The organism is Kitasatospora sp. NPDC052868, from assembly GCF_044547105.1.
Classification (GTDB): Bacteria; Actinomycetota; Actinomycetes; order Streptomycetales; family Streptomycetaceae; genus Kitasatospora.
Genome location: NZ_JBITZW010000031.1, coordinates 60,510 through 73,580 on the forward strand (window position 1 = coordinate 60,510; position 13,071 = coordinate 73,580).

General features: G+C 72.3%; 12 protein-coding genes. 7 read left to right on the forward strand and 5 right to left on the reverse strand.

Annotated features, from left to right (window positions below):
- Positions 1 to 9: 9 nt before the first annotated feature.
- Together ACIGZJ_RS33175 and ACIGZJ_RS33180 are read right to left on the reverse strand one after the other, a co-directional pair.
- Positions 10 to 2,535 (reverse strand): HAD-IC family P-type ATPase, encoded by a 2,526-nt coding sequence (locus ACIGZJ_RS33175; protein WP_396460754.1) that lies wholly within the window; start codon positions 2,533 to 2,535, stop codon positions 10 to 12.
- Between the two features lie 52 nt (positions 2,536 to 2,587).
- The gene (locus tag ACIGZJ_RS33180) at positions 2,588 to 2,953 is read right to left on the reverse strand and encodes a DUF2530 domain-containing protein (protein WP_396460755.1); all 366 of its coding nucleotides are present in this window, start codon (positions 2,951 to 2,953) and stop codon (positions 2,588 to 2,590) included.
- A gap of 222 nt (positions 2,954 to 3,175) precedes the next feature.
- On the opposite strand from ACIGZJ_RS33180, the gene ACIGZJ_RS33185 reads away from it, so the two are divergent.
- The 3 genes from ACIGZJ_RS33185 (at position 3,176) to ACIGZJ_RS33195 (ending at position 5,367) form a co-directional block, all read left to right on the forward strand.
- Complete coding sequence (locus ACIGZJ_RS33185) at positions 3,176 to 4,636, forward strand: NCS2 family permease (RefSeq protein ID WP_396460756.1); 1,461 nt, start codon at positions 3,176 to 3,178, stop codon at positions 4,634 to 4,636.
- 114 nt (positions 4,637 to 4,750) lie between these two features.
- Positions 4,751 to 4,951: a type II toxin-antitoxin system VapB family antitoxin gene (locus tag ACIGZJ_RS33190; RefSeq protein ID WP_396460757.1), complete on the forward strand. Its 201-nt coding sequence runs from the start codon at positions 4,751 to 4,753 to the stop codon at positions 4,949 to 4,951.
- Complete coding sequence (locus ACIGZJ_RS33195) at positions 4,948 to 5,367, forward strand: PIN domain nuclease (RefSeq protein WP_396460758.1); 420 nt, start codon at positions 4,948 to 4,950, stop codon at positions 5,365 to 5,367. The genes ACIGZJ_RS33190 and ACIGZJ_RS33195 overlap by 4 nt, the downstream gene beginning before the upstream one ends.
- Positions 5,368 to 5,428: 61 nt before the next feature.
- On the opposite strand, the gene ACIGZJ_RS33200 is transcribed toward ACIGZJ_RS33195, so the two are convergent.
- Positions 5,429 to 5,881: a VOC family protein gene (locus tag ACIGZJ_RS33200; protein ID WP_396460759.1), complete on the reverse strand. Its 453-nt coding sequence runs from the start codon at positions 5,879 to 5,881 to the stop codon at positions 5,429 to 5,431.
- Positions 5,882 to 6,012: 131 nt separating this feature from the next.
- Here ACIGZJ_RS33200 and ACIGZJ_RS33205 point away from each other — a divergent pair, with 131 nt between their 5' ends.
- Both ACIGZJ_RS33205 and ACIGZJ_RS33210 read left to right on the forward strand, forming a co-directional pair.
- Positions 6,013 to 6,936: a DUF4231 domain-containing protein gene (locus tag ACIGZJ_RS33205; RefSeq protein ID WP_396460760.1), complete on the forward strand. Its 924-nt coding sequence runs from the start codon at positions 6,013 to 6,015 to the stop codon at positions 6,934 to 6,936.
- A gap of 284 nt (positions 6,937 to 7,220) precedes the next feature.
- A complete protein-coding gene (locus ACIGZJ_RS33210) occupies positions 7,221 to 8,933 on the forward strand; it encodes a hydrogenase maturation protein (RefSeq protein ID WP_396460761.1) in 1,713 nt (570 codons plus the stop codon).
- A gap of 107 nt (positions 8,934 to 9,040) precedes the next feature.
- Here the strand turns inward: ACIGZJ_RS33210 and ACIGZJ_RS33215 are convergent, their stop codons facing one another.
- Positions 9,041 to 9,844 (reverse strand): MHYT domain-containing protein, encoded by an 804-nt coding sequence (locus ACIGZJ_RS33215; protein ID WP_396460762.1) that lies wholly within the window; start codon positions 9,842 to 9,844, stop codon positions 9,041 to 9,043.
- A 381-nt stretch (positions 9,845 to 10,225) separates the two neighbouring features.
- Positions 10,226 to 10,630, reverse strand: a complete 405-nt coding sequence (locus tag ACIGZJ_RS33220) for a VOC family protein (protein WP_392940765.1) — start codon at positions 10,628 to 10,630, stop codon at positions 10,226 to 10,228.
- Between the two features lie 223 nt (positions 10,631 to 10,853).
- On the opposite strand from ACIGZJ_RS33220, the gene ACIGZJ_RS33225 reads away from it, so the two are divergent.
- Entirely contained in the window at positions 10,854 to 11,288 is a 435-nt protein-coding gene (locus tag ACIGZJ_RS33225; RefSeq protein ID WP_396460763.1) for a MarR family winged helix-turn-helix transcriptional regulator, read from the forward strand.
- A 123-nt stretch (positions 11,289 to 11,411) separates the two neighbouring features.
- Positions 11,412 to 12,932: an MFS transporter gene (locus ACIGZJ_RS33230; RefSeq protein ID WP_396460764.1), complete on the forward strand. Its 1,521-nt coding sequence runs from the start codon at positions 11,412 to 11,414 to the stop codon at positions 12,930 to 12,932.
- Positions 12,933 to 13,071 lie beyond the last annotated feature (139 nt).

Genomic DNA, 13,071 nt, shown 5'->3' on the forward strand with positions numbered 1-13,071 from the left:
CCTTCGGGGTCAAGCATCCTGCTTGCGCCGCATGATCCGCCAGACCACCTCCAGCAGCAGCCCGGCCGCCACGGCGATCGCGACGCCGATCCACGGGTCGCGGATGCCGGACAGCGAGAGCTCGAAGAAGTCCGACAGCCACGGCACCAGCAGGACCAGGGCGAACGCCCCGCCCATCGACGCGATCAGCAGCAGCCGCCACCAGTTGTACGGGCGGGCCACGATCGCCAGCACCCACAACGCCACCAGGAACAGCGTCAGGGTGGCCACGCTGGTGTCGGCCTCCAGGTCGGTGGCGTGGTTCGCCCGGGCCAGCGCGTAGGCGGTGAAGGTCGCCGTGCCCGCGATGATGCCGCCGGGGATCGCCAGTCGCAGCACCCGGCGGACGAAGCCCGTGCGGGCCCGCTCGTTGTTCGGCGCGAGCGCCAGGAAGAAGGCCGGCACGCCGATGGTGAGCGTGGAGAGCACGGTGGAGTGGCGGGGCAGGAACGGGTACGGCGAGTGGGTGCAGATCACCAGCAGCGCGAGCAGCACCGAGTAGACCGTCTTCACCAGGAAGAGCCCGGCCACCCGCTCGATGTTGCCGATCACCCGCCTGCCCTCGGCGACCACCGAGGGCAGGGTGGCGAAGGAGTCGTTGAGCAGCACGATCTGGGCGACGGCCCTGGTCGCGTCGCTGCCGGTGCCCATCGCCACGCCGATGTCGGCGTCCTTGAGCGCCAGCACGTCGTTGACGCCGTCGCCGGTCATCGCCACGGTGTGCCCGCGGGACTGCAGGGCGCCGACCAGCTCGCGCTTCTGCTGCGGGGTGACCCGGCCGAAGACGGTGGTCCGCTCGGCGGTGTCGGCGAGCTCCTCGGGATCGGCCGGCAGCGTCCGGGCGTCCAACGGGTGCTCGGCGCCGGGCAGGCCGAGGTGGGAGGCGACCGCGCCGACCGAGACGGCGGCGTCACCGGAGATCACCTTCGCCTGGACCTGCTGGCCCTCGAAGTAGCGCAGGGTGTCGGCGGCGTCCTCGCGCAGCCGCTGCTGCAGCACCACCAGGGCGAGCGGCTGGAGCTCGGCGGCCGGGTCCGGGGCGTCCAGCGGGACGGTGGTGCGGCCGAGCAGCAGCACCCGCAGGCCCTTGGCGCCCAGCTCGTCCACCTCGGCGAGCGCCGGGTGCCCGGAGGGCAGCAGCACGTCCGGCGCACCGAGCAGCCAGCTGGCCTCGCCGCCCTGCGGCTCCAGCAGCTGGACGCCGCTCCACTTGCGGGCGGAGGAGAACGGCATCGCCTCGATCACCCGCCAACCGCTGACGGCGCCGCCTGCTCTGCCGGTGCCGCCCGCGCTGTCGGGGCCGTCCGCGTCGCCCGTGCCGTACGCGTCGATGACGGCCTGCATCGAGGGGTTGGGGCGGGCGTCGGCGCCGGCCATCACGCCCAGCGCCTGCTGCACGACGGCCGGGTCGGCGAGGAGGTGCCGGGCCAGGGGAGCGTCCGGGCGCAGCTGGCCGTCGGCCGGTGCCGACTGCGGCAGGGTGCGCAGCTCGACGACGTCCATGCCGCCCTCGGTGAGGGTGCCGGTCTTGTCGAGGCAGACGGTGTCCACCCGGGCCAGCCCCTCGATCGCGGGCAGCTCCTGCACCAGGCACTGCTTGCGGCCCAGCCGGACGACGCCGATCGCGAAGGCGACGGAGGTCAGCAGGACGAGCCCCTCGGGGACCATCGGGACGATGCCCGCGACCATCCGGCGGACGGCCTCCTTCCAGTCGCGGCCCTCGACCGCGAGCTGGCTGATGATCAGGCCGATCGCGGTCGGCACCAGCAGCCAGGTGATGAACCGCAGGATGCTGTTGATGCCGCTGCGCAGCTCGGACTTGACCAGGGTGAACCGGCTGGCCTCCTCGGCCAGCTGCGCCGCGTACGCCTCCCGGCCGACCTTGGTGGCGGTGAACGCGCCCGCGCCGGCCACCACGAAGCTGCCGGACATCACCTGGTCACCGGGCTGCTTGAGGACGGGGTCGGGCTCGCCGGTGAGCAGCGACTCGTCGATCTCCAGACCGTCCGCCTCGGTGACCTCGCCGTCGACGATCACCTTGTCGCCGATGCCGAGCAGCACCGTGTCGTCCAGCACGATGGCGCCGACCGCGATCTGCTGGACGGCGCCGTCCCGCCGGACCTGCGGTCTGGCCTCGCCGATCAGGGCCAGGCTGTCCAGGGTCTTCTTGGCCCGCAGCTCCTGGATGATCCCGATCGCCGTGTTGGCCACGATGACCAGGCCGAAGAGCCCGTCCTGGATCGGCCCGACGACCAGGATGATCCCGAACATGACGCCGATGATCGCGTTGAACCGGGTGAAGACGTTGGCCCGGACGATCTCCCGGGTGGAGCGGCTGGAGCGCACCGGGACGTCGTTGACCTGGCCGCGGGCGACCCGCTCGGCCACCTCTGCGGAGCTGAGTCCGCCGCGCCGTCCGGGCAGCAGCCCGAGCGGATGGGCGCCGTCGGGCCCGTCGCCGGGCGTCTCTTCCGCGGGGTGCGCAGGCTGCGTCATGGCACCGACTCTACGGGCGCCTTATGTCCGATGCGTGCTACTAAAGGACTATTCAGTCCGACTGGGTGGCCGGGTCCGCGCCGTTCCCACCGGGGGCGCGGTCGGGGCTCCGTTCGGCGGTCCCGGCGCCTGCTCCGGTCCCGGTGCCGGTCCCGGTGTCGGTCCCGGCCGCGGCGGCGGCGCGGTCGCGGGCGATCGCATCGCGGCGGGCGCGGCAGTACCAGAGGCCGATCAGTCCGAGGCCGGCGCCGGCCAGGCAGATCCACGGCCAGTTGCCGTGGCCGTGATCGGAGAGGGTCCCCTGGAAGGGGATCAGCACCAGGAAGCCGACGAACCACAGCACCGTGCCGCCGCCGACGATGGCGACGTCGTTGGCCTCCAGCGGCGGGGGTGAGGGGTGCAGTGGCGTCTTGGGCATGGGCCTAGCGTACGGGTCTGTGGGCGGATGTCCGATGACGCACGAGGTGCTTTCGTTCTACGCGCGAAGATAGCGCGTGTGCGATCGGAGAATTCATACTGAGGATTCCGGTTGGCCGTGCCATGCCCAGACGCCTGTGTTCACGCCCGCGCCGCCGGGCCCGTCCGGCCACCGTCGCCCCGGTCGGCGAACCCTCCTCCGCCCCCACCCGAGGACGCCTGCATGTCAACGGCCCAGCCGACCACCGAGTCGCCCGAGCCTTCCCAGCCCGCGCCGAACCCCCCGACCGGCGCCCTGGACCGCTACTTCCGGATCTCCGAGCGCGGCTCCACCCTGCCGCGGGAGATCCGCGGTGGCGTGGCCACCTTCTTCACCATGGCGTACATCCTGGTGCTCAACCCGATCATCCTGGCCAGCGCGGTCGACATGAACGGGACCCACCTGAACAGCGCCCAGCTGGTCACCGCCACCGCGCTGACCGCGGGCATCACCACGCTGCTGATGGGCGTGATCGGCAACGTGCCGATCGGTCTGGCCGCCGGCCTCGGCGTCAACACCATCGTCGCCCTCCAGCTGGCGCCCAAGATGACCTGGGCCGACGCCATGGGCATGGTGGTCCTGGCCGGTTTCGCGATCATGCTGCTGGTCGCCACCGGCCTGCGCGAGCGGGTCATGAACGCCGTGCCGCTCGGGCTGCGCAAGGCCATCGCGATCGGCATCGGCCTGTTCATCACCCTGGTCGGCCTGGTCGACTCCGGCTTCGTCAGTCGGATCCCGGACGCCGCCCACACCACCGTCCCGCTCGAACTCGGCGGCAACGGACACCTGCAGACCTGGCCGGTGCTGGTCTTCGTGCTCGGCCTGCTGCTGACCCTGGTGCTGATCATCCGCAAGGTGCCCGGCGCGATCCTGATCAGCATCGTCGTGATGACGGGCGTGGCCGTCCTGATCCAGCAGGTCGCCGACCTGTCGGGCCTCGCGTGGGGCCTGACCGTCCCGCAGTGGCCGGGCAACCCGGTGGCCGCCCCCGACTTCGGGCTGGTCGGCGAGGTCAGCCTGTTCGGCGGCTTCGGCAAGGTCGGCGTGCTGACCGGCTGCCTCTTCGTCTTCACCGTGCTGATGTCCTGCTTCTTCGACGCGATGGGCACCATCCTCGGCGTCGCCGACGAGGCCCACCTGCTGGACGCCAAGGGCGACCTGCCGGGCATCAACAGGATCCTGATGGTCGACGGCATCGCCACCGCCGCCGGCGGCGCCACCTCCTCCTCCGCCAACACCTGCTTCGTGGAGTCCACCGCGGGCGTCGGCGAGGGGGCCAGGACCGGCTTCGCCTCGATCGTCACCGGCGCGCTCTTCCTGGCCGCGTTGTTCCTCACCCCGTTGGCCACCATGGTCCCCGCCCAGGCCGCCACCCCGGCCCTGGTCGCGGTCGGCTTCCTGATCCTGGCCAACTCGGTGCGCGACATCGACTGGGACGACTACACGATCGCCATCCCGGCCTTCCTCACCATGGTGATGATGCCGTTCACGTACTCCATCACCAACGGCATCGGCATCGGCTTCATCACCTTCTGCGTCCTGCGCCTCGCCGCCGGCCGCGGCCGCTCCGTCCCCGTCTCGATGTACGCGGTGGCGGCGGTCTTCGCCTTCTACTACCTGATGCCGGCCCTCGGCCTGCTCTGACGCCTCCGGCGCACCTGCGGCCCCGCGCTCCCCGGAGCGCGGGGCCGCTTTCGATATCGAGAATTGGCCTAGGCTGATATCGTTTTCTTGTTGGTGCCCAAGGGAGGAACAGCCATGGCGCGAACCGTGATCGACCTCGATGATGACCTTCTGGCCGAGGCCCAGCAGCTGTTCGGCACGACCACCAAGGTCGCCACGGTCAATGCGGCGCTGCTGGAAGCGGTGAAGCTGGCCAGGAGGATAGAGCTTGCCGATGCCATCGCCGGCGGGGAGTTCGACCTCCTTGACGAGTCGGGCAAGTCGGCGGCGGCGTGAGCCGAGAGCGTTTCCTGATCGACAAGTCGGCCCTGGCGCGTTGGGGAAAGCCGGCAGTGCGGCCCGTTCTCGACGACCTCTCCCAGCGTGCGCTCCTGGCCGTGAGTGCGGCGGTCGAGATGGAGGTGCTGCACAGCGCCCGAAGTGCGGCGGAAGCGGACCGGCTGAGCCATCTGCTCAGGGGGTTCGACTACCTGCCGTGCACGGACGAGGTGTGGGACCGGGCCAAGGAAGTTCAGCGCCGCGCCTTGTCTCGCGGCAATCACCGCGCGTTGTCCATGGCGGACATGCTGATCGCCGCCACCGCTGAGCGGCACGATGTGACGGTCCTGCACTACGACGGCGACTACGACATGATCGCGGCCATCACCGGACAGTCCACTCGCTGGGTCGTGCCGGCGGGAACGGCCGACTGAGTTCCTACCTCACAGGCCCTAAGCGGTTGGTGGCTGTGCGGGCGGGAGCCTGCCGGGGCGGTTACTGGACGCAGAATTCGTTGCCCTCGGGGTCGGCCATGATGACGTGTTCGCCGCCGGGTTCGCGGACGTGGCGCAGGGGGGTGGCGCCGAGGGACTTCAGGCGTTCCACGGTGGCGTCGCGGGCGTCGGGGCCGGGGTGGAGGTCGAGGTGGAGGCGGTTCTTGACCGTCTTCGCCTCGGGGACCTGCTGGAAGAGGATCCGGCGGCCGAGGCCGGTGCCGGAGACCGGGTCGTGCGGCTCGTCGGGGTGGCGGACGGCGGCCAGGGTGCGCCAGGCCCGCCGGCCCTCGACCTCGGTGAGGAGGTCCGGGGTGATCGCGCCGGCCGTGAGCAGGTTGCCGATGAGGACGCTGTGGTCCTCGACGGTGTAGCCGAGGGCGGCGCCCCAGAAGGCCGCCTGGGCGTGCGGGTCGGCGCAGTCGATGACGATCTTCCAGTGCAGAGTGGTCATGTAACCCGTTATATAGGTTACCTGGGTGACGGGCAATCACCGTCCGGTGTGATGGGCCAAAAAGGGGGTCGTGTAGGCCAGTTGGCGGTGGGCATACTGCCTGGACGGGAGACGGGGAGGGGGCTCTACCGATGGTGCAACAGGATCCGCCCGGGGGAGACGAGGCGAAGCTCCTGCCGGAGCTGTTCTGGACGGCCGACAAGGCCTCGCTGGACGGCCAGCGCGAGACGCTGCGCTGGTACCGGTGGCTGATCGCGATGCTGGTGGTCGCCGCGGTGGTCGGCTCGCTGCCGGGGCCGGAGCACCGGGGGGACAGCGACATCACACCGCTCTTCTCGGTGGTGGCGTTCCTGGTGGCCGGCTACTTCTGGTCGCGGCTGCGCCGCAGCAACCCGCAGGGGCGGTGGTACGAGGCGCGGGCGGCGGCCGAGTCGGTCAAGACGCTCGCCTGGAAGTACTCGATGCGGGCCCGGCCGTTCGACGGTGCGGCCCAGTCGGCGGAGGTGGACCGCGGCTACCTGCTCCAGCTGGAGGACGTGCTGCACGCCTTCGAGGACCCGGAGATCGTGCCGCCGGGCACCGTCCCGGAGATCACCCCGGAGATGCGCCGGGTGCGGGCCGAGAGCCTGGTCGCGCGCCGGACGCTCTATCTGCGCACCCGGGTGGAGGGTCAGCGCACCTGGTACCGCTCGCGGGCGGAGTCCTGCGAGTCGCAGGCCGTCTCCTGGGGGCTGGGCATCGCCGCGCTGATCATCATCGGTGCGGCGGCGGCGATCGCGCAGGCGGTCGGCGCGCTGCCGCTGCACATCTTCGGCGCCAGCTCGGCGGCGGCCGCCGCAGTCATCGCCTGGACCCAGCTCAAGCAGCTGCGCCCGCTGGCCGCCGCGTACCAGCTGGCCGCGCGCGAGCTGGAGAACGTCGGCAACCAGCTCTCCGACCTCGACCTGAAGACCCCGGACGCGGAGTCGCGCTGGGCGCGGCTGGCCGCCGAGGCCGAGGACGCGGTCTCGCGCGAGCACACCACCTGGCGGGCCCGCCGGGCCTTCCCGCGCTGAGCGCACTGAAGTGCACTGAAGCGCACTGAAGCTCTCCGCGATACCCCGCACCACCCCGCACCGCCGTGTGCGCCGACGCCGCCGAGCGTCCGCGCGCACGGCGGTGTCACTACGCGGATCGGGAGGTCGTGGGGAGATCGAGCGGGGTTCACGCGTGGCCGGGACCACAGGTGTGCGAGGTGCGTGAGGGTCGGCCGGTGAAGTCCGATCCGTAATCATTACGTGTCCATGCCCTGGTTTCATCGCCTCCGCGCACGACGTCAGTCACTGCCCGGAGGCCCCCCTTGCGCATTCTCCTGATCGCCAGCGCGTTCAACAGCCTGACCCAGCGCGTCCACACCGAACTCCGCGAACGCGGACACCAGGTGGCCGTCCAACTCGCGCTCGGCGACGAGCAGATGCGGGCGGCCGTGGAGCGGACCGACCCCGAGCTGATCGTCTGCCCGATGCTCACCAAGGCCGTCCCGGAGGACATCTGGTCCAAGCGGACCGTCCTGATCGTGCACCCCGGCCCCACCGGCGACCGAGGCCCCTCCTCGCTCGACTGGGCGATCACCGAGGGCGCGGAGCAGTGGGGCGTCACCGTCCTCCAGGCCGTCGAGGAGATGGACGCCGGGGACATCTGGGCGTCCGGCGAATTCCCGGTCGCCGACTGCGGCAAGAGCGAGCTCTACCGGGGCGAGCTGGCCGACGCGGCCGTGGAGGCCGTCCTGCTGGCCGTCCGCCGCTTCGAGGGGGAGCTGTTCACCCCCGAACCGCTGGACTACGCCCGGCCCGACGTCCACGGCCGGCTGCGCCCCCTGCTGCGCCAGGACGTCCGCCGGATCGACTGGGAGGCCGACGACACCGCCACCGTGCTGCGCAAACTGCGCGCCGGCGACTCGCAGCCCGGCGTGCTGGACGAGCTGTACGGGCGCGAGTACTTCCTGCACGGCGGCCACCCCGAGGACGAGCTGCGCGGCGGCCGACCGGGCGCGGTGATCGCCACCCGGGACGGCGCGATCTGCCGGGCCACCGTGGACGGCGCGGTCTGGATCCCGCAGCTGCGCCCGCGCCGCACGCCCGGTGGCCCGGTCACCTTCAAGCTGCCCGCCGCGACGGTGCTGGGCGAGTTCCTGTACCGGGTCCGGGAGGTGCCGGTCAGCCCGGCGGCGGCCGCCGACCGGGAGACCTGGTCGGAGATCCGCTACCGCGAGCAGGACGAGGTCGGCTTCCTGGAGTTCTCCTTCGCCGGCGGGGCGATGAGTACCGGGCAGTGCCGCCGGCTGCTGGCGGCGTACCAGGAGGCGGCGGACCGGCCGACCTCGGTGCTGGTGCTCGGCGCGGCCCGGGACTTCTTCTCCAACGGCATCCACCTCAACGTGATCGAGGGCGCGAGCTTCCCCGCACTGGAGTCCTGGGAGAACATCAACGCGATGGACGACCTGGTCGAGGCCGTCCTGACCACCACCGACAAGCTGACCGTCTCGGCGCTCGCCGGGAACGCCGCCGCCGGCGGGCTGATGCTCGCCATCGCCGCCGACGAGGTCTGGTGCCGGGAGTCCGCGGTGCTCAACCCGCACTACCGCCTGATGGGCCTGTACGGCTCCGAGTACTGGACCTACACGCTGCCGCGCCGGGTCGGCGCCGAGCAGGCCGAGCGGCTGACCGGTGACGCGCTGCCGGTCGGCGCGGCGCAGGCCGAGCGGCTGGGCCTGGTGGACCGGACCTCGGGCGGCAGCGCGGCGGAGTTCCGCCGCTGGACGGCCCGGGAGGCGGCCCGGCTGGCCGGCTCCCCCGAACTGAGCGGCCGGCTGGCGGAGAAGAAGCGCCGCCGGGCCGAGGACGAGGAGCTGCGACCGCTGGCCGACTACCGGGCGGAGGAGCTGCGGCGGATGCACCGCAACTTCTACCGGGCCGGCGAGCCGTACCACGAGCTGCGGCGCGCCTTCGTGCACAAGGTCTGCCCGGTGGCCACCCCCGAGCACCTGACCGGGCTGCTCGGCCGACCGGAGTGAACCGGGCCGCACTGCCGTGAAGTCGGCGAGGACACCGCGAGCCCGCCGCGGTGTCCTCGCCTGACTGCCTGACTGCCTGACTGCCCGACAGGCGGGCCGCCCGACCGTCAGTGCCCGCCCGCCGCCGCCCGTCGGCGGGCGGCGAGCGGGGCCGCCGGGCCCACCAGGACGGGCTGCGCGGCGCTGCTGCGGCTCGGCGACACCGCGAAGGCGAGTGAGCCGAAGAAGATGTAGCAGCCCAGCCCGACCACCAGCGGGAAGATGAACTGCAGCGCCATCACCCCGCCCTGCGTGCCGTGCGGGGAGTCGGCGTCGAGGTGGACGGAGACCGCCGCCATCCCGGTGTAGTGCATCGCGCACACCGCGACGCCCATCACCGGGGCCGCGGCCAGCACCGCGACGGTGCCCTTGATGTTCAGCGCCGCCCACAGCGCGGCCGTCGCGGCGAACACCGCGATGCCGACCGAGAGCGCCACCGTGGTGCGGTCGTAGGCGATGTGCCCGGGCAGCACCATGGCGGCCATGCCCAGGTAGTGCATGGTCGCCACGCCGAGACCGGTGGTCAGCCCGCTGAGCAGCAGCGCGGGGACGCGGTGGCGGCTGTAGCCGACGGTGAAGATCCCGAGGCCCACCACCGCGACGGCGACGAGCAGGCTGAGCGTGGTCAGCCCCGGGCGGTAGGAGATCTCGGCCCCGGTGACGGCGAAGCCGAGCATCGCGATGAAGTGCATCGACCAGATGCCCGCACCGAGCGAGGTCGAGGCGAAGAACAGCCAGCCGGCCCGGGTGCGGCCCCGGGAGACCAGCGCCCAGCGGGTGCTGCGCAGGGCGACGAAGGCGCCCAGACAGGCGATGAAGTACGAGACTGCCGGTGTCACCCAGCCGTAGACGGCATGGTGGATCTCACCCACGAGGATCTCCCTGGACGGGTTGGGGAGGACTGACGCCAGGGTTCGGGCGGACGACGTCGGCGGAAGCGGCCGGTGAGGGCCGGGAAAGGAGTGTTCGGGGGGCGCGGAAGCCCGCGCCGGGGCCGTGGTCCTGCCCAGGGGAGCCTGGCGTGTGGTGCCCCTGACAACCTGGGACAGTAGCCATTACCGGCCAGTCGGACAATGTTCGACTATTTGGTGAAACTGCAGGTCAGGAACGGTCTTCACGGGACGGGCAAGATCTCGGCACCAAGTCCTGACCGCGCCTGCGCAAGGCCTTGCAGTCGTGCTTCGGGTGCCCGCGGAGGTACTCCGGCAGGGCTCCGGCGGTGCCCGGCGGGGTGCTCCGGCAGGGCCGGCGGGTCACTCCAGCGGTGCTAGCCCGAACGGGTGGCCGGCCGGGTCGATCAGGACCTTGAGCGTGCGCCCGTGCTGGTACTGCGGCTCGGTGGCGCCCAGGGCGAGCGCACGGGCGGTGGCCTCCTCCAGGTCGTCCACGTAGAAGTCCAGGTGGAAGTGCTTGCCGCCGTCCGGCTCGGTCCACGGCTCGGGCCGGTAGCCCGTGACCCGCCCGAACCCGAGCGGGCTGCCGCCCTCCGGGTTGTCCAGGATCGCGAAGTGCTCGTCCACGTGCCGGCTCTCCCACCCGAGCAGCTCGCCGTAGAAGGCGGCCAGCGCGACCGGGTCGGCGCAGTCGATGGTGACCATGGCGAGCCGGGCGAAGCCGGTGTCGTTCTGCTCGGTCTGCTCGGTGGCGAGGTCGGACATTGTCTGGTCGGCCCTTCTGCTGCGGGGAGTCGGCGGCGCGCTGGCGCGCATCGGATCATGACCCTTTTCCAGCATCGCACCGGCGGTCCCGCCCGGCACGGCCAGGCGCGCCGGGGGGTGTGGAGGCGGGCGCCGGCGCGCGCGGGGCGTGCCGCACGGCGGCCGGTGGCGCCGGTGGTGGAATGAATTTTCCTTAGCGAGAGTAATGACATAGACTAAGGACATGCCCGAGATGTCCGAGCGGGACCTCGCAGCGATCAGTCAGCTGCGGTCGTCCACCATGCGCCTCTCCCGACGACTGCGCCACCAAAGGGACGAGGAGTCGCTCAGCCCCACCGAGATGGGGGTGCTGGGCACCCTTGCCCGGTGTGGCAAGGCCACGCCGGGCGAACTCGCCCGGAAGGAACACGTCCAGCCGCCCTCGATGACCAGGATCGTCGCGATGCTGGAGGAGAAGGGCCTGGTGCGGCGCGAGCCGCACCCGGAGGACCGCCGCCAGGTGGTCGTCAGCAGCACCGAGCAGGCGGAGGCGATCCTCGCGGACAGCCGCCGCCGCCGGAACGCCTGGCTCGCCGAGCTCGCCGAGGGGCTCGACGAGGACGAGTGGGCCGTCCTCAGGGAGGCCGCCCCCGTGCTGTACAAGCTCGCACATCTCTGAGGGCCACCCGTTCCGGTCAGCCGCCGGAGGACGAAGGAGTACCGCATCACCGCAGGACCAATGACCGACATCAGGAGCGCGACGACCCCCCAGCGGGTCGTCGTGCCTCGAGGGGAGAGCACCGTGACACCGCCGGCCGCAGCCAGCGCCGCCATCCGTACCGACGAACCGACCACCGAACCCGCAGCGGCAGGCGCCGCGGCCGCCGACGCCCAGGCTCCCGCCCCCACGGGGCTGCCCGGCAGCGGCGACGACGACCCCGACGAACGCACCGCGGCGGTAGATCCCGCCGCTCCCGGCCGCCCCCCGGCGGCCCCGTCCCCGACCGGAGCCGAGTTCACCAGGCCCGGGGGGATGTTCTCCTCCCTGCGGGTGCGCAACTACCGGTACTTCTTCGCCGGCCAGGTGGTCTCCAACACCGGGACCTGGATGCAGCGGATCGCCCAGGACTGGCTGGTCCTCAGCCTCACCGGCAGCCCGCTCGCCGTCGGTATCACCACCGCCATGCAGTTCCTGCCGATGCTGCTGCTCGGCCTCTTCGGCGGCGTGCTCGCCGACCGGATGCCCAAGCGCCGGCTGCTGATCTACACCCAGGGCGCGATGGGCCTGCTCGCCGCGGGCCTCGCCGTCCTGACCATCGGCGGTGCGGTGACCCCGTACTACGTGTACGCCTTCGCGCTGCTGCTCGGCCTCGTCACGGTGGTCGACAACCCGACCCGGCAGGCCTTCGTCTCCGAGATGGTCGGCCCGAAGGACCTCGCCAACGCGGTCAGCCTGAACGCCGCCAACTTCCAGACCGCCCGGCTGATCGGCCCCGCCGTCGCGGGCCTGCTGATCGCCGCGGTCGGCAGCGGCTGGGCCTTCGCGGTGAACGCGCTGTCCTTCGTCGCCGTGATCGGCGGACTGCTCGCGATGCGGCCGTCGGAGCTGCGCCCGACCCCGCCGATCGCCCGCCAGAAGGGGCAGTTGAGGGAGGGGCTGCGGTACGTGAAGGAGCGGCCCGAGCTGCTCTGGCCGATGGTGCTGGCCGGCTTCATCGGCACCTTCGGGTTCAACTTCCCGACGCTGCTGTCGGGTTTCGCGTACGACACCTTCAAGGTCGGCGCCGGGCAGTACGGTCTGCTGAACACCGCGATGGCGGTCGGTTCGCTGGCCGGTGCGCTGCTGGCGGCCCGCCGGGGCGCGCCGCGGCTGCGCCGACTGGTCGGTGCGGCGCTGGCCTTCGGCACGCTGGAGGCGGTGGCGGCCTTCGCGCCCGGCTACTGGACCTTCGCGGTGCTGCTGACCCTGATCGGGGTGTTCGGGCTCAGCTTCAACACCTCGGTCAACTCCATGCTGCAGCTCTCGACCGACCCCGAGATGCGGGGCCGGGTGATGGGCCTGCTGGTGCTGGTGTTCACCGGCGGCACGCCGATCGGCGCCCCGATCGTCGGCTGGGTGACGGCCTCGTACGGGCCCCGGCTGGGGCTGCTGGCCTGCGGCCTGGTGTCGGCGCTGGCGGCCGGGGTGGTCGGCCTGGTGCTGGCCCGCAGTGCGGACCTGCGGGTGCGGGTGGACCTGCACCCGGGCCGCGGCGGACGGGTGGTGGCCGTGGTGCCGCGCACCACGGCGCGCGCCAAGTCCCAGCTGGCCGCGGCCTGCTGATGCCGCGTCGGGGGGGCCCGGGGGGCGGGGGGGGCCCCGGCCCCCCCCCCGGGGGGGGGGGCCGGCCGGGCCGGGGGGCGGGGCGGGGCCCCACCCCCCCCCCGCCCGGGGGGCCGCCCCGCACGAAGCCGGGGCGGGG